At 34.0% G+C, this 19,844-nt stretch carries 21 protein-coding genes; all 21 read left to right on the top strand.

Annotated features, from left to right (window positions below; genetic code table 11):
• Positions 1–5: 5 nt before the first annotated feature.
• Positions 6–413, top strand: coding sequence for a flexirubin biosynthesis protein DarG (DarG, locus tag ACKXGU_RS07630; protein WP_463464753.1), 408 nt, complete (start codon positions 6–8; stop codon positions 411–413).
• Entirely contained in the window at positions 403–1,398 is a 996-nt protein-coding gene (darH, locus tag ACKXGU_RS07635; RefSeq protein ID WP_463464754.1) for a BtrH-related acyltransferase DarH, read from the top strand. Before DarG ends, darH begins: the two co-directional genes overlap by 11 nt.
• Before the next feature lies 1 nt (position 1,399).
• Positions 1,400–2,143: an ABC transporter ATP-binding protein gene (locus ACKXGU_RS07640; RefSeq protein WP_463464755.1), complete on the top strand. Its 744-nt coding sequence runs from the start codon at positions 1,400–1,402 to the stop codon at positions 2,141–2,143.
• Entirely contained in the window at positions 2,136–3,401 is a 1,266-nt protein-coding gene (locus ACKXGU_RS07645; RefSeq protein WP_463464756.1) for an ABC transporter permease, read from the top strand. The genes ACKXGU_RS07640 and ACKXGU_RS07645 overlap by 8 nt, the downstream gene beginning before the upstream one ends.
• Positions 3,379–3,831 carry an acyl-CoA thioesterase gene (locus tag ACKXGU_RS07650; RefSeq protein ID WP_463464757.1) on the top strand — a complete coding sequence of 151 codons (453 nt, stop codon included), beginning with the start codon at positions 3,379–3,381 and terminating at the stop codon, positions 3,829–3,831. Before ACKXGU_RS07645 ends, ACKXGU_RS07650 begins: the two co-directional genes overlap by 23 nt.
• The gene (locus ACKXGU_RS07655; RefSeq protein ID WP_463464758.1) at positions 3,824–4,969 is read left to right on the top strand and encodes a beta-ketoacyl-[acyl-carrier-protein] synthase family protein; all 1,146 of its coding nucleotides are present in this window, start codon (positions 3,824–3,826) and stop codon (positions 4,967–4,969) included. The genes ACKXGU_RS07650 and ACKXGU_RS07655 overlap by 8 nt, the downstream gene beginning before the upstream one ends.
• A gap of 6 nt (positions 4,970–4,975) precedes the next feature.
• Positions 4,976–6,043 (top strand): class I SAM-dependent methyltransferase, encoded by a 1,068-nt coding sequence (locus ACKXGU_RS07660; protein ID WP_463464759.1) that lies wholly within the window; start codon positions 4,976–4,978, stop codon positions 6,041–6,043.
• Positions 6,040–6,660: a 3-oxoacyl-ACP synthase gene (locus ACKXGU_RS07665; RefSeq protein ID WP_463464760.1), complete on the top strand. Its 621-nt coding sequence runs from the start codon at positions 6,040–6,042 to the stop codon at positions 6,658–6,660. The genes ACKXGU_RS07660 and ACKXGU_RS07665 overlap by 4 nt, the downstream gene beginning before the upstream one ends.
• Positions 6,661–6,662: 2 nt before the next feature.
• Entirely contained in the window at positions 6,663–6,920 is a 258-nt protein-coding gene (locus ACKXGU_RS07670; RefSeq protein WP_103050504.1) for a phosphopantetheine-binding protein, read from the top strand.
• A gap of 9 nt (positions 6,921–6,929) precedes the next feature.
• Entirely contained in the window at positions 6,930–8,132 is a 1,203-nt protein-coding gene (locus ACKXGU_RS07675) for a beta-ketoacyl-[acyl-carrier-protein] synthase family protein (protein WP_463464761.1), read from the top strand.
• Positions 8,132–9,196: a beta-ketoacyl synthase N-terminal-like domain-containing protein gene (locus ACKXGU_RS07680; protein ID WP_463464762.1), complete on the top strand. Its 1,065-nt coding sequence runs from the start codon at positions 8,132–8,134 to the stop codon at positions 9,194–9,196. Before ACKXGU_RS07675 ends, ACKXGU_RS07680 begins: the two co-directional genes overlap by 1 nt.
• A gap of 71 nt (positions 9,197–9,267) precedes the next feature.
• Complete coding sequence (locus ACKXGU_RS07685; RefSeq protein ID WP_463464763.1) at positions 9,268–9,960, top strand: polysaccharide deacetylase family protein; 693 nt, start codon at positions 9,268–9,270, stop codon at positions 9,958–9,960.
• Positions 9,953–10,573: a flexirubin biosynthesis/transport protein LolA2 gene (gene lolA2 / locus ACKXGU_RS07690; protein ID WP_463464764.1), complete on the top strand. Its 621-nt coding sequence runs from the start codon at positions 9,953–9,955 to the stop codon at positions 10,571–10,573. Before ACKXGU_RS07685 ends, lolA2 begins: the two co-directional genes overlap by 8 nt.
• Positions 10,551–11,168, top strand: a complete 618-nt coding sequence (gene lolB2, locus ACKXGU_RS07695) for a flexirubin biosynthesis protein LolB2 (RefSeq protein ID WP_463464765.1) — start codon at positions 10,551–10,553, stop codon at positions 11,166–11,168. The genes lolA2 and lolB2 overlap by 23 nt, the downstream gene beginning before the upstream one ends.
• Positions 11,165–11,812: a porin family protein gene (locus ACKXGU_RS07700; protein ID WP_463464766.1), complete on the top strand. Its 648-nt coding sequence runs from the start codon at positions 11,165–11,167 to the stop codon at positions 11,810–11,812. Before lolB2 ends, ACKXGU_RS07700 begins: the two co-directional genes overlap by 4 nt.
• Positions 11,812–12,177: a 3-hydroxyacyl-ACP dehydratase gene (locus ACKXGU_RS07705; RefSeq protein WP_463464767.1), complete on the top strand. Its 366-nt coding sequence runs from the start codon at positions 11,812–11,814 to the stop codon at positions 12,175–12,177. The genes ACKXGU_RS07700 and ACKXGU_RS07705 overlap by 1 nt, the downstream gene beginning before the upstream one ends.
• Before the next feature lie 5 nt (positions 12,178–12,182).
• Entirely contained in the window at positions 12,183–12,683 is a 501-nt protein-coding gene (locus tag ACKXGU_RS07710) for a hypothetical protein (RefSeq protein ID WP_463464768.1), read from the top strand.
• Between the two features lie 10 nt (positions 12,684–12,693).
• The gene (locus ACKXGU_RS07715) at positions 12,694–13,341 is read left to right on the top strand and encodes a hypothetical protein (RefSeq protein WP_463464769.1); all 648 of its coding nucleotides are present in this window, start codon (positions 12,694–12,696) and stop codon (positions 13,339–13,341) included.
• A gap of 81 nt (positions 13,342–13,422) precedes the next feature.
• Positions 13,423–14,619, top strand: coding sequence for a DUF2062 domain-containing protein (locus ACKXGU_RS07720; protein ID WP_463464770.1), 1,197 nt, complete (start codon positions 13,423–13,425; stop codon positions 14,617–14,619).
• Positions 14,612–18,298, top strand: a complete 3,687-nt coding sequence (locus ACKXGU_RS07725) for a 1-acyl-sn-glycerol-3-phosphate acyltransferase (protein ID WP_463464771.1) — start codon at positions 14,612–14,614, stop codon at positions 18,296–18,298. The genes ACKXGU_RS07720 and ACKXGU_RS07725 overlap by 8 nt, the downstream gene beginning before the upstream one ends.
• Positions 18,299–19,843: a phytoene desaturase family protein gene (locus ACKXGU_RS07730; protein WP_463464772.1), complete on the top strand. Its 1,545-nt coding sequence runs from the start codon at positions 18,299–18,301 to the stop codon at positions 19,841–19,843. It abuts the gene before it with no gap.
• The last annotated feature ends 1 nt before the right edge of the window (position 19,844 follow it).

Here is a 19,844-nt window from a genome sequence, read left to right on the forward strand (position 1 = left end):
TTTTTATGAAGAAAAATGAAGTCCCACAAGATAAGAGCAACCTGGAATCTGCGAATTTCAAAGAACTTTGTTATGCTGTTGATGAAAATGGTGAATATACTACTGTAAATAGTACTGGTTGGGATCCAAAAACCATTGCTTTGGACAATGCTATTGAAGAAATTAATGCTCGTGTTGCTGATGCAAAAAATCGTGTTCATAACAATCAGACCAGTCCCATAGAATACTTCATGGAACTCCATAAAATGGATATCAATATTTTAGCTAGCTATGTCGGTATTTGGAAATGGCATGTAAAAAGACATTTTAAGCCTTCTGTGTTTAAAAAACTGTCTGAAAAAACACTCCAAAAATACGCTGATGTATTTGAGGTTAGCGTGGAACAACTTAAAAAATTAGAGCATGGAAATTAAATTTACACATCATCAGTCAGCTCATTGCGAAAATGGTGTGGTTTCAAATTTAATGAAACACAATGGGTTTAACATTAGTGAACCCATGGTTTTCGGTATAGGTTCAGGTTTGTTGTTTTGCTATATCCCGCTGTTAATGGTCAACCATGCTCCAGCTATCACCTATCGTGCCATGCCTGGTTTTATCTTTAAGCGTTTTGCTAAGCGTGTTGGAATTAAAATTAAGCGTGAAAAATTTAAAGACCCTAAAAAAGCCAAAGCCCGTCTAGATGAAAATTTAAACAATAATAACCCTGTTGGACTTCAAGTAGGTGTATACAATTTGGTATACTTCCCAGATGAATATCGTTTCCATTTTAATGCTCATAATTTAGTGGTTTATGGTAAAGAAGATGACACATATTTAATCAGTGATCCCGTAATGGAAGGGGTTACAACTCTAACCGACAAACAATTGGAAAAAGTGCGCTTTGCTAAAGGGGCTTTTGCTCCCAAGGGACACATATATTACCCAACCAATTTCCCAAAAGAGTTGGAATTGGAATCGGCTATAAAAAAAGGGATCAAACAAACTTGTAGAGAAATGCTGGCTCCAATGCCCATCGTTGGTGTAAAAGGTATTCGCACCATTGCCAAACTCATTCGTAAATGGCCCAAAAAGAAAGGGGTAAAAGTAGCCAATCATTATTTAGGTCAAATTGTGAGAATGCAGGAGGAAATTGGAACCGGTGGCGGTGGATTTCGATATATTTTTGCGGCGTTTTTACAAGAGTCCAGTAAAATTTTAAACAACGATAAACTAGCAGAACTTTCGAAAGAAATGACTCAAATTGGTGATTTATGGCGTGATTTTGCGGTTGATGCTTCGAGAATTTATAAAAATAGAGCAGCAAAAACCGATGGATACAATGATGTAGCAGACCAATTGGATATTATTGCTGATAAAGAAGAGATTTTCTTTAAAAAATTGAAGAAAGCCATATAAGATGATTCAAATTGAACAGATTTCTAAAAAATACAAAGGCTCTGATAACTTCTCGGTCAGTAATTTAAATTTGTTCATTCAAGAGAAGGAAATTTTTGGTCTTTTAGGTCCAAATGGCGCAGGTAAAACCACGCTCATTTCTATTCTTTGTTCTCTAATTAAACCTACTTCTGGTAGCTTTTCTATAAATGGCCTAACTTATCAAAAACATAAAAATCAACTTAAACAGCTTATAGGTATTGTTCCCCAAGAATATGCGCTTTATCCAACTTTAACAGCCTTTGAAAATTTGAAATACTTTGGAAGTATGTATGGACTTAAAGGCAAAAGCCTGGATAATAAAATTAATGCAGCCTTGGAACACTTGGGTCTATTGCCCTTTGCCAACAAACCCATAGATACCTTTTCTGGTGGTATGAAACGGCGTGTCAATTTAATAGCGAGTATTTTGCATGACCCTAAAGTTTTATTTTTAGATGAGCCAACCGTTGGTGTTGACGTTCAATCAAAAAATGTCATTATTGGATTCCTTCAAGATTTGAACAAAAAAGGAACCACCATCATCTATACTTCGCATCACTTAAATGAAGCAGAATCTTTTTGTACACGAGTTGCCATAATAGACCATGGTAAAATCATTACGAAAGGAAAACCAGCAGAGCTTATTAATAAACATCAAGGCACTCATAATTTGGAAGATGTGTTTTTAAGATTAACCGGAAAAGCTTTACGAGACCATGCATAAACTCAAGGCTTCAACATACAAGGAATTTCTATTGCTTACCAGAGACATTGGAGGAATCGCTATTTTATTTATTATGCCATTGGTTCTAATTATAACCATAACGCTTATTCAAGACAGCACATTCAAAACAGTATCTGATGTTAAAATTCCTATTCTTTTAGTAAACAATGATAATGGAAGTGTTTCAGAAACCATTAAAAATGGTCTCTCGGAATCAAATGCATTTGAAGTCATTCTAAAATCTAATGAAAATGAAGCGAAGGAATTGGTGTTTTCAGGAAAATATCAAATGGCCATTATCATTCCCAAAGACTTATCTTCCGATTTAGAAAAAAAAGTCAGTCAAAACGTTGATGGAATCATTGCCAAATTTGGACTGGAAGAAGAAACGGAAACAGAACCCATTGACATTCCAAACAAAGAAGTCAAGCTTTACTTTGACCCAGCTACCCAAGTATCATTTAAATCTTCTGTGAAAAACGGTATTGATAAAATGATTTCGAAAATTGAAACACAAACCATTTATAAGGCTTTTCAAGAACAAATCTCCGACGACCCATCAGAGGTTGTTTTTGAAACTGATAATTTCATCACCTTTACAGAAATTTTACCCCAAGACGGCGATAAGGACATTATTCCAAATTCTGTACAACATAATGTGCCAGCATGGACATTGTTCGCCATCTTCTTCATAATCGTACCACTATCCATAAACATTGTTAAGGAAAAAAGTCAAGGGACTTTTGTGAGGTTGCGAACCAATCCTGTTTCTTATGCAACAGTCCTTGGCGGGAAAACTATTGTTTACCTGATTGTTTGCTTGATTCAATTTGTTTTGATGTTGCTTATTGGAATCTATTTATTCCCAGCAATCGGACTGCCAACATTGGATATCTCAGGAAGATTGCCGTTACTATTTATCGTTGCAACTTTTGCTGGTTTGGCTGCAATTGGTCTAGGTTTATTATTGGGAACTATTGCAAAAACACAAGAACAATCTGCTCCATTTGGTGCTACTTTTGTGGTTATTCTTGCCGCTATAGGTGGGGTTTGGGTTCCTGTATTTATTATGCCAAAGTTCATGCAGGTTTTATCAAATATTTCTCCCATGAATTGGGGTCTAAATGCATTTTACGATGTATTTTTACGGAACGGTTCGTTACTGGACATCCTTCCCGAGTTGTTACTGCTACTCGCATTTTTTCTGGTAACTATTTTAATTGCTATTGCTTATAATGAAAAAAAGAACGCTGTCTAAACATAAAGAAATATCACATACTAGCCAGGTTCGTGTTCGCTTTGTAGAAACAGATCCTTTGGGTATAGTTTGGCATGGCAATTATATTCAATACTTTGAAGATGGTCGAGAAGCCTTTGGAAGACAGCACGGCATATCCTATTTAGATCAAAAAGAATTTGGCTTTGCTACGCCTATTGTAAAATCGAGTACAGACCATAAGTTACCGCTACGCTATGGTGATGTAGCTACCATAAAAACCATTTACGTTGACAGCCCTGCGGCAAAAATGGTGTTTCGATATGAAATTTACAATCAAAATCAGCAATTGGTTTGCACTGGCGAAACCGTTCAGGTTTTTGTAGATAATATTGGTGAAGGTGATTTGGCGCTTACTGCTCCTGAATTTTTTATGGATTGGAAAAAACGTGTTGGCTTACTGGATGACTGATATCTATGTTTCACATAACAATATTCTATCATCATTAGGCTTTAATAGTGAATCTGTTGTGAAAAATATTCACAATGAGGTTTCTGGACTCCAATACATTGATGACCAAGGCATTTTACCTGAACCTTTTTATACCTCATTAATTCCAACAGAAAAACTAAATCAAGAATTCAACAATTTAAATCCTCAAAAAACACATACCTGTTTGGAGAAGATGATGATAACATCATTAAGCAAGGTCATAGCCTCTTCAAACATAGATTTAAATGACCGTGTTGGTTTAATTATTTCAACAACCAAGGGCAATATTGATGCTCTTGATAACAACAATCCGTTTCCGAAAGAACGAGCTTATTTGAGTGAATTAGGAAAACAGATTAAAGATTTTTTTGACTTTAAGAATGATGCTATTGTTGTTTCAAATGCTTGTGTCTCCGGGATTTTAGCTGTTGCAATTGCTAAGAGATATATTGAACAAGGTGTTTACGATCACGTGTTTATTACAAGTGGTGACGTAATTACTGAATTTATTCTTTCTGGATTTAATTCTTTTCAAGCGTTAAGTAATGAGCCTTGCAGACCTTATGATGCTCATAGAACTGGAATCAATATTGGAGAGATTTCAGCCAGTGTATTAGTGACAAAAGAGTCCAAAAATCTGCCTGATGAAACGGTAAGAATATTAGGTGAAGGTTCCTGCAATGATGCCAACCATATTTCTGGTCCTTCAAGAACTGGGGAAGGTCTTTTTAGAAGTATGCAATCGGCTTTTTCTCAAGCAACCATTTCAGTTAATGAAATTGACTATATTTCTGCTCACGGAACAGCAACGCTTTTTAATGACGAGATGGAAGCTTTAGCTTTCAATCGTATGGCATTAGGGCCAGTTCCCCTAAACAGTTTAAAAGGCTATTTTGGTCATAGTTTAGGAGCATCGGGTCTGGTAGAAACCATTGTTGGGATGCATTCCTTGAAGAATAATACGTTATATAAATCTTTGGGTTTTGAATCTTTAGGAGTAACAAAACCCATTAATATTATAAAACAAACAACTGAAAAAAAATTACACACGTTTTTAAAAACAGCTTCAGGCTTTGGGGGCTGCAATACGGCCGTAATTTTTCAAAAAATTAAATAAAACTATATGTCAACACAGAACCTAAAGGCTATAACTGCTCTGGAAGAAGCTCATAAAATTGCTTTTGCTCCATTTATATTTCAAACCGTCGTGTCATTAAGAAAACTCGGTGTCTTTGACCTTATTTTCGAAAGAAGAAGAAAAGGTGGTATTACTATGGAAAGCATTGCTGAAACATTGAGCTTAAGCCTTTATGGTGTTGGTGTGCTGTTGGAAATTGCTGAATCATCCAATATTGTTGTGCAAGATGATTCCGGGCAATTTAAATTAACAACTATAGGTTATTTTTTAGCCTACAATGAAACCGTTAATGTTAATATCAACTTCGCAAATGAAGTTTGCTATAAAGGCATGTTTCATTTAGATGAAGCCATTAAAACAGGTAAACCTGAAGGCTTAAAAGAACTGGGGAATTGGAAAACGATTTATGAAGGTCTTTCCCAACTAACTCCATTAGAACAAAAATCGTGGTTTGAATTTGACCATCATTACTCGGATGATATTTTTGGAGACGCATTAAAAATTATCTTTCAAAAGAATCGTAAATCCATGTTGGACATTGGTGCCAACACTGGAAAATTTACCATTCAATGTTGCAAGCATAATGATGCTGTTAATATGACTATGGTAGATCTTCCTGGCCAGTTAAACGTGGCGTTAAAAAACGTAGAAAAAGAAGGATTTCAAAACCGTGTTAAAGGCCATCAGATAGATTGGTTGTCCGAAAACCCAAAGCTTCCTCATGGTGCAGATACATTTTGGCTTTGTCAATTTTTAGACTGTTTTTCAAAAGACGAGATTTTAAAAGTGCTTCAAACCTGTGTAGAAGTCATGGATGACAATGCTGAACTTATTATCGTCGAAACATTTACTGATAGGCAACGATTTCAAAGTGCTAAATTTATTTTAGAAGCAACATCATTATATTTCACAGCTTTGGCCAATGGTAACTCAAAAATGTATAAAGCCGATGAATTTATTGAAATTGCTGACAAAGCCGGTTTAAAACTCAATGAAGATGTGGCATTGGGTGAATATCACACGTTGTTCACATTTACTAAAAAAGTTTCATGAGCACTGATTTTTACATAAAATCTTATTGCAGAATAAAAAATAATACGGTTTCTTTAAATGATTCTGTTCTCTTTAATGATGAGTCGAAATCATTTACAGATTTTATTAAATCGGTTTACAAAAATCAAAATATTAAGTATCCTAAATTTTTTAAAATGGATAACTTAAGTAAACTCGCTTTTTTGGCTGCTGATATTTTACTGAAAAATGAAAATCTCAAATTGGAAAATGAAAATAATATTGCTATTGTTTTTTCCAATAGGGCTTCTAGTTTAGACACCGATAGAAAACATCAAGAATCCATCCAAAATAAAGAAAGCTACTACCCTAGCCCAGCCGTATTTGTTTATACTTTACCAAATATTTGTATTGGTGAGATAAGTATCAAATATAAACTGTATTCTGAAAATAGTTTTTTTATCTTTGACAACTTTAATGCTTCGCATTTACTAACGTACTCAAATAGTTTGTTATCAAGTAACAAAGCCAACGAAGTGTTGTGTGGTTGGGTGGAATTTGACGACGAAAATAATTACGAAGCCTTTTTATATTTAGTTTCAAAAACAGGAACTATAAAACATACGGAACAAAACATAATAACATTATATAATACATAATTATGGATGCTTTAAAACAAGAATTAAAAGAAAATATAATTGAGCAATTGAATTTAGAAGACATGTCTCCAGAGGATATTGCAAATGACGATATGCTTTTTGGTGACGGATTAGGTTTAGATTCTATTGATGCACTGGAGTTAATCGTTATGTTGGATAAAAGTTATGGTATCAAATTAACTGACCCTAAAGAAGGTCGTGCGATTTTTGAATCGATTGATACCATGGCTGCTTATATCACAGAACACAGAACCAAATAAGTCGTTCATTTGAGTAAAGGAGTTGCTATCACTGGAATAGGGATTATTTCTGCCATTGGAAACAATGTGGCAGAAAACTACCATGCACTTATTAACGGTAATAAGGGGATTTCCCGTGTTAAAAAAATTAAAACGAATCATGTCAATGATATCATGGTTGGTGAAATTGCATTTACCAATAGTGAATTTGAACAACAACTCCATTTAAGTTCAGACAATAATTACTCCAGGACTGCTTTCCTAGGTGTAGTGGCCGCAAAGGAAGCTATTAAAAATGCCGGAATAACCGATATTAATGCTCACAAAACTGGATTGGTTTCAGCGACAAGTGTTGGTGGCATGGATATGACAGAACGCTATTTTTATGATTATCTTGAAAATAAAGCCACACAAAAATATATCGAAGGACATCATGCTGGTGATTCTACACAGAAAATAGCAGAACAACTAGGCATTGAAAAAAGCTTGGTTACAACTATTAGTACTGCTTGTTCTTCGGCTGCTAATTCCATTATGCTTGGAGCTCGATTAATTAAATCAGGCTTATTGGATCGTGTGATTGTTGGAGGTGCCGACTGTTTATCAAAGTTTACAATCAATGGATTCAAGACGTTAATGATATTATCAGATACCTACAATACGCCTTTTGATGAAAACCGAAAAGGTTTGAATTTAGGTGAAGCTGCCGCTTTCTTGGTATTGGAATCGGATGCTGTCGTGCAGGCAGAAAATAAAACTGTTTTGGCCTATGTAAAAGGTTATGGGAATGCCAATGATGCTTATCACCAAACAGCATCTTCAGATAATGGTGATGGCGCATTCCTAGCAATGGAAAAAGCATTAAAAGTAGCCGACTTTACTCCTGATGATATAGATTACATCAATGCACATGGCACAGCAACTGGCAATAATGATTTATCAGAAGGTCGTGCTATCATTCGTGTTTTTGGAGAGCATGTTCCTGATTTTAGTTCTACCAAGGCCTATACAGGACATACACTAGCTGCAGCTGGAGCGATTGAAGCTGTTTATTCGGTTTTGGCACTTCAAAACAATGTAGTTTATCCCAATCTGAATTTTGAAACGCAGATGAAGGAATTTAATATTACACCACAACTTGAGTTAAAAGAAAAGCCTCTTAAAACAGTTATGTCCAATTCGTTTGGATTTGGTGGCAATTGTTCAACTGTTATATTTTCTAAAGAACAATAATGAAGCAAGTCTATATAAATAGTATTGGTTCCATTTCAGCTCAAAAGACATTTGACAATAATGAATTTTTGAATGACATTGTTGATTATGAAGACAACGTTATTTCTGTTATAGACCCTATTTATAAAGACTACATTCCTCCTGCTGCTGCAAGACGTATGGCAAAAGGTATTAAAATGGGTGTTGTAGCATCAAAAATAGCTTTACAAGATGCAGGTTTAGAAAATGTTGATGCCATTATAACCGGAACTGGAATGGGCTGTGTGCGTGATTCCGAAAAATTCGTGAGTGCCATAATTGATAATGACGAGCAATACCTAACCCCAACATCATTTATTCAGTCAACACATAATACCGTAGGTGGACAAATTGCATTGGAATTACAATGTAAAGGATATAATTTTACTTACGTACATGGAAGTAACTCATTTGAATCTGCGCTTTTGGATGCTAAACTTCAATTGGAGAACAATGAAGAACACAATATCCTTGTCGGTGGCGTTGATGAACTTGGAGATCATACCGTTACCATTCACAAACTCATCAACCATATAAAACCGCATGCGGTTAAAAGTTCTGAACTTTTAAAATCAAATTCGGTTGGAGCAGTTTTTGCAGAAGGTGCTAATTTCTTTGTATTGTCAAATGAAAAACAAGCCTCTTCTTATGCTGAAGTTACTGCAGTAAAACTCTTCAACACACTCACAAAAGCTGAAATAACAAAAGCTGCTACTGATTTTTTAGCTGAAAACAACCTTGAGGTTTCAGATATTGATATTCTGATTCTGGGTAACAATGGCGACATTGAGCATGATGGTTATTATCATGAATTGCAATCAGGTCCATTTGAAAATACGCAACAGGTTTATTACAAACATCTCTGTGGTGAATTCAATACTGCATCGTCATTTGGTTTCTGGTTAGCTTCCAAAATTTTGAAAATGCAATCTCTTCCAGAAGGTGTTAAGCTAAACAACATTAAACATACATCTTTTAAAACTATATTGTTGTACAACCAGTATCGTGGAGAAAACCATAGTTTCACCTTACTAAAACAATGCTGAATTTTAGGTCAGTAAATATCACAACAAGCATTCTTTTTGTATTATTTATTTGCTTACATTTCCTAATTAATATGTCTTTTTGGTGGCTTTTTCCAATCGGTCTGGCCTGGTTAGTTTTAACTGTTTTAGGTTCAGGTTTAATAGGTTGGAACTACCATTTAAAGGCTCTAAACAACAATCCAAAATCCAATAATATTGCCATTACCTTTGATGATGGTCCAAACCCTGATTTCACACCTAAAGTTTTAAAGGTATTAGAAACGTACCGAGCAAAGGCAACATTTTTTTGTATTGGCCAACACATAGAATCACATCCAGATATTATTAAAACCATTATTGAACATGGTCATACAGTAGGTAATCACACCTATTCACATGCCAATAAATTTGGATTTTTTAGCACTCAAAACGTAATTGCTGAATTACAAAAAACCAATTCTATTGTCAAAAATGTGTTGGGTATAACCCCATGCCTATACCGTCCTGCCTTTGGCGTAACAAATCCCAAAATAAAAAGAGCTGTTAAACACTTACATTTAACCACTATTGGATGGAACAGACGCTCTTTTGATACTACCAACCTCAACGAAAATCAAATTTTTAATCGCATAACAAAAAACCTAAAAAAAGGCGATGTTATTTTACTTCACGACACGAGTGAAAAAACAATCAGAGTTTTGGAACGGTTATTGTTATTTTTGCAAGAGAAAAACCTACAGTCTGTAACTGTAAATGATTTATTTAATGTTAAAGCCTATGCATAAAATCTTTTTCATTCCATTTTTTTTGATTTCGGTAAGTTTATTTGCACAATCACCTATGAATAGTCAAGAAGCAGTCGCTTTAAAAAATTTGGTTAAAAGCAGAGCGGCAACTACTAAAACCATTACAAGTGATTTTACCCAATCAAAGCATTTGGATTTTTTGGATAACGATGTTGTAACCAAAGGACAATTGGCCTTCAAATCGCCTAATTTGATTAAGTGGAGTTACCTAGATCCTTTTAAGTATTCCGTTATTTTCAAAAATGAAACCTTATATATCAATGATGAAGGTAACAAAAGTAATATTGATATTGGCTCGAATCAGATGTTCAAACAACTAAATAAACTCATCATAAATAGTATTAAAGGTGATATGTTTGATGATGAGACGTTTTCAATTGAATACTTTAAAAACGATCATTCTAGTTTGGTTCAGTTTGCATCCAAAGACAAAAAGTTATCAAAATACATTAAAGCCTTTCATATTACCTTTAATAGCAATGGAGATGTAGAACAGGTGAAAATGATTGAACCTTCAGGCGATTATACTAAAATAGTTTTTTCAAACCGAGTGTTAAATAGTCCGATTAATGAAGCGGTTTTTTCTAATTAGTTTCTCCTTATTGATATTGGGTTGTGGATCTTATCCTAAAAAGCAGGGTTTCAAATTGGACGCCACATCCCAAATGGCTCTGGTAAATCCATATTTCTCCAACAGTGAAATTGATTATGTTTACAAGGCTAAAATTGAGGTATATGATAGCCATTTTGGTGGGCTGTTAATTATCAAAAAAATTAATGAGCTTGAGCATCGGGTTGCTTTTACCACTGAAATGGGCAATAAGCTATTTGATTTTTCTTTTTCTGAAAATGATTTCAAGGTCAACTATATCGTTGATGACTTCGACAAAGGATTACTGATTAAAATTCTAAAACAAGATTTTAAAACCCTGATCACCGAATCCTTGAGCAGCGAAACGTTCTATAAAAATAACTTTCAGAATGTTTATGAAACATCCTTGTACAATAAAAAGCATTTTTACTTTTTTGACGCTGGAAAACTTGTTAAAATTAACCGAGTCAAAGGCATAAAAGAAAAAGTATCTTTTATCTTTTCAGATATTAGTAATAGTATTGCAAAACAAATAGAAATTAACCATCATAACATAAAGCTTAAAATAACTCTAAACTCAATTAAACAAATATGAAGAAATTAATTTTGGCATTTGCATTAATTCTTATATCTACCGTTGCTTTTTCACAAGTAAAAGTGAGACCAGGGGTTAGACTTGGACTAAACTCTTCTAGCATTTCTAATGTTGAACAAGCCGACAGAAAACTTGGTTTAAGTGCAGCCAGTTTTGTGAACATCCGATTTTCTAGATTTTATGCATTGCAAGTTGAAGGAACTTACAATAATCAAGGTATTTCACAAAACAACCGTATTATCTACTATGATTATTATGGTAATCCAGTTATAGAACCTGGGTCTAGTGACTTAAACATTCATTATGTTGGTATAGGTATAGCCAATAAGTTTTTTATTATTCCTGGTGTTGGATTCCATTTTATAATCGGACCCAGTATTGAGGTAAATGTAGAAGATGATGGCGCCGATATCACACCTGTTGATTTCTCCTTATTTGGTGGAATTGGTTACGAATTTCCTTTTGGCCTTGGTATTGAAGCCCGATATAAACAAGGTTTAATTGATGTAAGAGATGACTATGATGGTTCTTATTATATTGGAAATGATTATTACTATGCTGAAAGCGATGGTGATTATTATGATGGTAATAACCTTTTAAATGGTGTAATTCAATTAGGCGTTTACTACAAATTTTCTTGGTAATGTTGTTAGAAAATTTTTATACAGTTAATAATTTAGATATTGCAGAAGGTTCTGCAATTGCTAATATCACCATTAACAAAGACCATGAAGTCTTTAAGGGGCATTTTCCTGGAAATCCAGTAACACCTGGTGTTTGCATGATGCAAATCATTAAAGAGTTAACCGAACAGGTTGTCAGTGAAAAACTGTTTATGCAGTCATCCAGTAATGTAAAATTTATGGCAATCATAAATCCTGAAATAAATCCTGATCTTGAACTAACCTTAACAATTCTTGAGGAAGATGGTCTTTTTAAGGTTAAGAATATTACCAAGTTTGATGATACGATAGCCTTAAAACTTTCAACTGCTTTCAGAAAAAAATAATTCTAATGAAACCTTTGATTTCCTTATTGTTTTTGACATTATCCATGAGTTTTCAGGCTCAAGATATGTCAACGGTACGCGAAAGCTACAAGGTAGCAGCCCAAGACAAAACGCATCTGGAATCATTTTACGATATGATGAAGCCCGTCACCAAAAGCGACCATGTTGCTCTTGTGGCATACAAAGGAGCTGCATTGGCATTGCAAGCCAAATATGCCAAAACCATAAAGGAAAAAAAGGATGGATTTATTGATGGTGTGGACTACATTGAGTATGCTATTGAAAAAGAACCCAACGCCATCGAACCCCGTTTTGTTAGATTGGGTATCCAAGAAAATGCCCCTAAAATTTTAAAATATCGTGGAAATATTGAAGAAGACAAGGCATTTCTCTTGAAACAATTTGAACATATTGGATCAAAAAATCTTAAAGGGCATATTAAAGACTATATTTTACAGTCAAAATTATTCACTGAAGAAGAGAAAATAAACATAGAAGCACAATAACTAATAAATTATGAAAAAAAGCTTTATACTATTACTATTCATCTTTAACATTTCGATATACGCACAGGATTTGATAATTACTGTAAACAAAGAAGAAATACCATCTAAAATTGAAGAAATTAATGTCGAAACCATTTCCTATAGAAAATTTGACAATTTAAATGGTCCATTATACCACATTAAAAAATCACAAGTTCAAAAAATAGTTTTTGAAAATGGTAATATTGAAACGTTTTCAAAAATATCAGATTATGAAAATGTTTCATTAGAAGAAACCAAAGCATTTATAGTTGAGACAATCAATAAGTATGGTTACAGTGATAATGGCTATCTAAAAAACGCATATAAAGCTACTTTTGAAAATGATTTTTTAAGACTGGTTCTTTACAATAAAAATAAAACAAAAGAGCAAAGTAATATTCTTTATGACCTCCAAAATATGTACGCTTTGAGAACTCCTGACAGGAGGAGTAATGATCTAGCCTACTTAAATATCTACCTCCCTTTTTTAAAAAATGAAAAAAAAGACCAATGGGAAAAAATTAAACTTGTTATGAGTATTGAAGGTCACGATCACGCAAAATCTCTGGAAAATGCATTAAGACACTGTAGCAAATTACTAAAAGAGAAAAACAAAAAACCTGGACAAAAGTTTTAGTTGTAATAATTTATACTATCCCTTTAAATACGAAGAAAAAGCTTTAATTTTGATTTTATAATTTGAAATGCTTGCTATTGCGTGCAAAATACCCTCATTCAACAAAAAATTATTGATTTAAAGGTATGTGTGCTTATTCCCACATACAATAACGAGCGCACCTTAAAACGTGTCCTTGATGGTGTATTGGAAATTACCAATCAGGTTATTGTAGTCAACGATGGTGCAACTGATTCTACAGCGCAAATACTCCAGCCCTATCAAAATATAACTCAAATTCATTTTTCCGAAAATCAAGGAAAAGGAAAGGCTTTAAGGGGAGGCTTTAAAAAAGCCCAAAAACTGGGCTACGAATATGTCATCACAATAGATTCAGATGGTCAGCATTTTCCGTCAGATATTCCAAATTTTGTCAATGCTATAGAAACTTCAGAAGACGAGGCGCTTTTACTGATAGGCTCCCGCAATATGGAACAAGAGGGCGTCCCAGGCAAAAGCAGTTTTGGAAACAAATTTTCCAACTTTTGGTTTTGGTTTGAAACTGGCATCAAGCTAGATGATACGCAATCGGGTTTTAGGTTGTATCCTCTTAACGTTTTAAAAAATATAACTTTTTATACCTCAAAATTTGAATTTGAAATTGAAGTGATTGTTAAAGCAGCTTGGCGTGGCGTTACTGTGCAAAACATCCCCATTCAAGTGCTGTATGATGAAAACGAACGGGTATCACATTTTAGACCATTTAAGGATTTTACACGTATCAGTATTTTAAATACCTGGTTGGTAATCGTTATGCTTTTTTATATCAAACCTCGAGATCTTTATAGAAAATTCAAACGCAAAGGAATTAAACGCTTTTTCTTTGAAGATTTTTTGGGAAGCGGCGATTCAGCCAAGAAAAAGGCACTCTCCATAGCATTGGGTGTTTTTATAGGTTTATCTCCTTTTTGGGGATTTCACACGGTTATAGTCATTTTTTTGGCTATTTTCTTAAGATTGAATAAAGCCATTGCATTTGCCTTCTCCAATGTCAGTTTACCACCTTTTATTCCCTTTATTTTATATGCAAGTTTTGAGTTTGGTCAATATATTCTGAATGTTGATTATGGTTATTCAAAACAAGAACTCGTTGATAATTTTGATGTGCTTAATCATTTAAAAGCCTATATTATTGGAAGTTTCTCCTTGGCTGTGGTTTGTGCAACCGTTTTGGGACTATGTGGTTATATATTTTTCTTAATTTTTGACAGAAAGCATGTTGTTTTAAAAAATGGGTGATTTTTTTTATAGCATATACCAATCCATTCAATCCAAAAAGATTATTGGTATTGCTGTTTTTTTGGCTACAATTTCCCTATTAGGATGGTTAGCTTCCCAAATAAGCTTTGAAGAAGACATTACCAAATTAATACCTACAACCAAAGAAAACTCGGATGCCCAACGCGTTTTAAAAACTGTCAATTTTGCCGATAAAATTATTGTAAACATCAAACGTGAAGGTTCAGGTTCCGTTGATGATTTAACCGGATACGCTTCACAGTTTATTGATAGTCTATCAAAGAACAACAGTAATTACTATACCAAAATTCAGGGTAAGGTTGAAGATGAAACTGTGTTGAACACATTAGACTTTGTTTATAACAATTTACCCTTGTTTCTGGAAACCCAAGACTATACTGAAATTGAAAACAAACTTCACAAAGACAGTATTGATAATATTACCCGAAACAATTATAAAACGCTTATTTCACCATCAGGCTTTGTAACCAAGGAAACTATTCTAAAAGACCCTTTAGGGTTATCGGTTATGGCACTAAAAAAATTGCAGCAACTAACCTTTGGCAATTCTTTTTCTTTACATAATGGATTTTTATTAAGCCAGGACAAAAAGCATATTCTGTTATTTATCACACCAACCCATAAGTCCAGTGAAACTGCTGAAAACACGCTTTTTTCAGAAGAACTTTACCTCTTACAAGATCAATTGAACTCTGAATTTAATGGTACTGTTTCCAGTGAATATTTTGGTGGTGCATTAATTGCTGTTGCCAATGCCAAACAAATTAAAGGTGATATCCAACTAACCGTTTCAATAGCCATGAGCATCCTCTTATTGATTCTCATTGTTTTCTACAGAAAAATTACGCTGCCATTAATTTTGTTTATACCTACTGTTTTTGGTGGTTTATTGGCTGTAGCCCTATTATTTATCATTCGCACCAAAATCTCTGCAATTTCACTTGGCATTGGTTCCGTTTTATTGGGAGTGACCTTGGATTATTCTCTGCATGTACTAACCCACATTAGAAATAACAATAACATTAAAACACTTTACGAAGAAATCACCAAGCCTGTATTAATGAGCAGTTTGACAACTGCTCTAGCTTTTTTATGTTTATTATTCTTAAATTCTCAAGCTCTACAGGATTTGGGCATTTTCGCTGCTATTAGCGTTCTTGGTGCATCATCGTTCGCCCTTGTTTTTATTCCACAAGTTTATAAATCTAATGGTAGTCTTTCCAACAAAAAAACAGTTATAGACAAAATAGCCCATATTGATTTACATAAAAAGCAATGGCTTATTATAACTTTGGTGATATTCTTCTGTATTAGTTTCTTTACCTATAATAAAGTTGATTTCAACAATGATTTGTCGAAACTTAATTATGAGCCACCTGAAATGATGGAGGCCCAAAAAAGGTTGGATGCTTTAACCAATATCGCTTCTAAATCGGTTTATTTGGCGGCATATTCTGAAAATGAACAAGAGGCTATTCAGATTAATGATAGTATATACACCAAATTAACCACCTTAAAGTCTCATCATGATATTGTTGACTTTAGCTCTATTGGCGCCATTATACAATCAGAAACAGAACAAGCCAAACATCTAAAGGTTTGGAATGATTTCTGGACCGACCAACGTAAAGAATCTCTACAAAACAATCTCATTGAGAGTGGTCATATCTTGGGTTTCAAACCATCAACATTTCATACTTTTTATGAGCATTTGAATTCTGAATTCAGTCCGCTTACTGTTTCCGATTTTTCGGCACTGGATGTGATTAATATTGATGACTACATTAATACCGAAAACAATTTTACCACCGTTACCTCCCTTGTTAAATTACAAAATGAAAAAACGCAAAATTTGGTCAATACCTTTAAAGAAACCAATCAAACTTTGGTTATTGACCGTAAACAAATGAACGAAACCTTTTTGGGTAACCTGAAAAATGATTTTAACAGCTTGGTAGGCTATTCCTTAATTGTAGTTCTTCTCATTTTATTCCTATTTTACAGAAGCCTCTCACTAACATTGGTAACCAGTATTCCCATTGCGCTAACTTGGTTGTTAACCATTGGTATTATGGGGCTTGTTGGAATTGAGTTTAACATTTTCAATATCATCATCTCTACGTTTATTTTTGGTTTAGGAATAGATTATAGTATTTTCATTACCAATGGTTTGCTAAAAACTTATCAAACGGGTGAACAGGTTATTGCAACCAATAAAACTTCCATAATTTTATCGGTAATTACAACCATTTTAGGTGTTGGTGTTTTGATTTTTGCTAAACATCCTGCATTATATACCATTTCATTGGTATCCATAATTGGAATTCTTTCCGCAATGTTAATGGCATTTACCATTCAACCATTATTGTTCAAATTATTCATTGGTAGTAAAAGTAAACGTCCAATTTCATTGCGCTTATTATTGCATTCTTGTTTATCATTTGGGTATTATGGTATTGGCGGTTTTGTACTATCGATGTTGAGCCTTATTCTGATTCCATTAATTCCGATTAGCAAGAAGGTTAAAATGGCGTGGTTTCATAAAACCATTTCGGTATTTATGAAATCCGTTTTATATTCAAATCCTTTTGTTTACAAAAAGATTATCAATTGTCACAATGAGACCTTTGAAAAGCAATGTATCATTATTGCTAACCACACATCCTTTTTGGATATATTGGCGATGGGCATGCTACATCCAAAAATCATATTTTTGGTAAACGATTGGGTTTATAAATCGCCCATTTTTGGCAAAGCGGTACAATTGGCAGGCTTTTATCCTGTTTCCAGTGGGATTGAAAATGGATTGGAGCATTTAAAGAAAAAAGTGGAACAAGGCTACTCGCTTATGGCTTTCCCCGAAGGAACTCGTTCCAATACCAATAAAATTAGGAGATTTCATAAAGGTGCTTTTTTCTTGGCCGAACAACTCAACCTAGATATCGTTCCGGTATTGATACATGGAAATTCTGAAGTGCTCCCTAAAGGTAGCTTTATAATTAAAGATGGCAGTATCACGCTTAAAATATTGGAAAGGATATCGACTTCCGATACTAGATATGGAACCACCTACAAAGAACGCACCAAGCAAATTAGTCAATATTTTAGATCAGAATTTAATTCCTTAAGAGAAAAGATAGAAAATGACACCTATTTTCATCCAATCGTTTTGGAAGATTTTAGATACAAAGGTGATCAGTTATACAAACATGTAAAACGCGACCTTAAAGAGCATGCTGCTGAATATAAACTCCTAATGGATACTATTGATAAACAAGCAAACATTGTTCATCTTTCAAAAGATTGTGGCCAATTGGATTTTCTGTTATCTTTAGACAGCCCAGACCGAAAAATAACGACGTATATTGAAAATTCACTGGTTCGGGAAATTGTTGCCAATAGTTATATAAGCAATACGCATTATAAAATAACGATAGCCCAAACAGTAGCGGAATTATCATCAAATATTGGTGATGCCTTAATTTTAAACACATCGGAAAACATTGAAAATTTATTCGATAGCTTGTTGACTGACACTTTTGAAAATATTATTTTGTTGCATGAAAGTCAGAGGTATTATTTGAATGTTTTAGAATCAAAATCATTCAATATTATTTCTAAAAACACTAATTATACTATTTTAAAAAATAAACACTAAATGAAAGCGCATTACGATGTTGTAATAATTGGAAGCGGATTGGGAGGATTGGTATCTGCCATTATTCTTGCCAAGGAAGGTTACAGTGTTTGTGTGCTTGAGAAAAATCAACAGTTTGGTGGTAATCTCCAGACCTTTGCAAGAGACAAAACCATATTTGACACAGGTGTTCACTATATTGGTGGTTTAAGCGAAGGTCAAAACCTGCATCAGTATTTTAAATATTTAGGTATCCTTGACGGGTTAAACCTAAAAAAGCTTGATGAAAACGGATTTGACATAATTACCTTTGAAGGTGACAACAAGGAATATAGACATGCACAGGGTTATGATAATTTTGAACGTGTTTTAATTGAAGAATTCCCTGATGAGGCTGAAGCTATTAAAACTTATTGCAAGAAATTAAGAGAGACTTGTAATAAATTCCCTCTTTACTCGCTTAAAAAAGGTAAGCCTTATTATGACGATACCGAAATTTTTCAATTACCCGCCAAAGCCTATATTGATTCACTAACTGATAATGTTAAACTCCGCGGTGTTCTGGCAGGCTCAAATTATTTGTATGCTGGTGATAGTGAACGAACTCCTTTTTATGTCCATGCGTTATCAGTTAACTCTTATATTGAAAGTGCTTACCGCTGTATTAATGGAGGTAGTCAAATTACCAAACAGCTCATTAAAAAACTCAAGGAGCATGGTGGTGAAACCTATAAACGCCACGAGGTTATTAAATTTGGATTTGATGAAGAAAGCAAAAAACTAACTTCTGCCTTATGCGCCAATGGAAAAGAAATTTTTGCTGATATGTTCATTTCCAATATTGAACCAAAATTAACCCTGAAATATGTTGGTGAAGATAAATTCAAAAAATCCTATACCAATCGGGTTAATCAAATTGAGAGCACTATTGCAGCCTTTAGTTTATATTTAGTTTTAAAGCCTAATTCTTTCAAATATCAAAATAGAAATTTTTATCATTTTAAGTATCCGGATCGTATTTGGGATGCACAAGATTATACTGAAGAGTCTTGGCCCGAAGGTTATATGATGTCTATGGGTATTAAAAAAGATATGGATGAATTTGGAGACAATATAACCGTCATGACTTATATGCGATATGATGAAATGGCGCCTTGGATTGATACCTTTAACACTGCTGCCAATAAAAATGACCGTGGTCAAACCTATAAAGATTTTAAAGCTGAAAAAGCCGAAAAGCTCATTGCAGAGTTGGAGAAAAAATTTCCAAACATTAGAGATTGTATCCAAGAGGTTTACACCTCAACGCCACTTTCCTATAGAGATTATATTGCGTCAAACAATGGATCGATGTATGGCTACGTAAAAGATGTTAATAGACCCATGCAATCGTTTATTTCACCTAAAACCAGAATCCCCAATTTGATGTTTACTGGTCAAAGTATTAATATGCATGGTATTTTGGGTGTTACCATTAGTGCTATCATAACCTGTTCTGAAATTTTAGGAAAGGATTATTTATTGGATAAAATTTTAGAAGCCAATACCGAAGAAAAAATAATGTAAT

The sequence above is a fragment of the Hanstruepera sp. CR43 genome, from assembly GCF_055227665.1.

Excerpts from the sequence above, each read along its gene's own strand:
- lolA2 (WP_463464764.1), top strand. The coding sequence starts at position 9,953 with ATGCATAAAATCTTTTTCATTCCATTTTTTTTGATTTCGGTAAGTTTA.
- ACKXGU_RS07660 (WP_463464759.1), top strand. The coding sequence starts at position 4,976 with ATGTCAACACAGAACCTAAAGGCTATAACTGCTCTGGAAGAAGCTCAT.
- ACKXGU_RS07725 (WP_463464771.1), top strand. The coding sequence starts at position 14,612 with ATGGGTGATTTTTTTTATAGCATATACCAATCCATTCAATCCAAAAAG.
- darH (WP_463464754.1), top strand. The coding sequence starts at position 403 with ATGGAAATTAAATTTACACATCATCAGTCAGCTCATTGCGAAAATGGT.
- ACKXGU_RS07680 (WP_463464762.1), top strand. The coding sequence starts at position 8,132 with ATGAAGCAAGTCTATATAAATAGTATTGGTTCCATTTCAGCTCAAAAG.
- ACKXGU_RS07730 (WP_463464772.1), top strand. The coding sequence starts at position 18,299 with ATGAAAGCGCATTACGATGTTGTAATAATTGGAAGCGGATTGGGAGGA.
- lolB2 (WP_463464765.1), top strand. The coding sequence starts at position 10,551 with ATGAAGCGGTTTTTTCTAATTAGTTTCTCCTTATTGATATTGGGTTGT.
- ACKXGU_RS07650 (WP_463464757.1), top strand. The coding sequence starts at position 3,379 with ATGAAAAAAAGAACGCTGTCTAAACATAAAGAAATATCACATACTAGC.
- ACKXGU_RS07640 (WP_463464755.1), top strand. The coding sequence starts at position 1,400 with ATGATTCAAATTGAACAGATTTCTAAAAAATACAAAGGCTCTGATAAC.
- ACKXGU_RS07710 (WP_463464768.1), top strand. The coding sequence starts at position 12,183 with ATGAAACCTTTGATTTCCTTATTGTTTTTGACATTATCCATGAGTTTT.
- ACKXGU_RS07700 (WP_463464766.1), top strand. The coding sequence starts at position 11,165 with ATGAAGAAATTAATTTTGGCATTTGCATTAATTCTTATATCTACCGTT.
- ACKXGU_RS07685 (WP_463464763.1), top strand. The coding sequence starts at position 9,268 with ATGTCTTTTTGGTGGCTTTTTCCAATCGGTCTGGCCTGGTTAGTTTTA.
- ACKXGU_RS07665 (WP_463464760.1), top strand. The coding sequence starts at position 6,040 with ATGAGCACTGATTTTTACATAAAATCTTATTGCAGAATAAAAAATAAT.
- DarG (WP_463464753.1), top strand. The coding sequence starts at position 6 with ATGAAGAAAAATGAAGTCCCACAAGATAAGAGCAACCTGGAATCTGCG.
- ACKXGU_RS07655 (WP_463464758.1), top strand. The coding sequence starts at position 3,824 with ATGACTGATATCTATGTTTCACATAACAATATTCTATCATCATTAGGC.
- ACKXGU_RS07715 (WP_463464769.1), top strand. The coding sequence starts at position 12,694 with ATGAAAAAAAGCTTTATACTATTACTATTCATCTTTAACATTTCGATA.
- ACKXGU_RS07705 (WP_463464767.1), top strand. The coding sequence starts at position 11,812 with ATGTTGTTAGAAAATTTTTATACAGTTAATAATTTAGATATTGCAGAA.
- ACKXGU_RS07670 (WP_103050504.1), top strand. The coding sequence starts at position 6,663 with ATGGATGCTTTAAAACAAGAATTAAAAGAAAATATAATTGAGCAATTG.
- ACKXGU_RS07645 (WP_463464756.1), top strand. The coding sequence starts at position 2,136 with ATGCATAAACTCAAGGCTTCAACATACAAGGAATTTCTATTGCTTACC.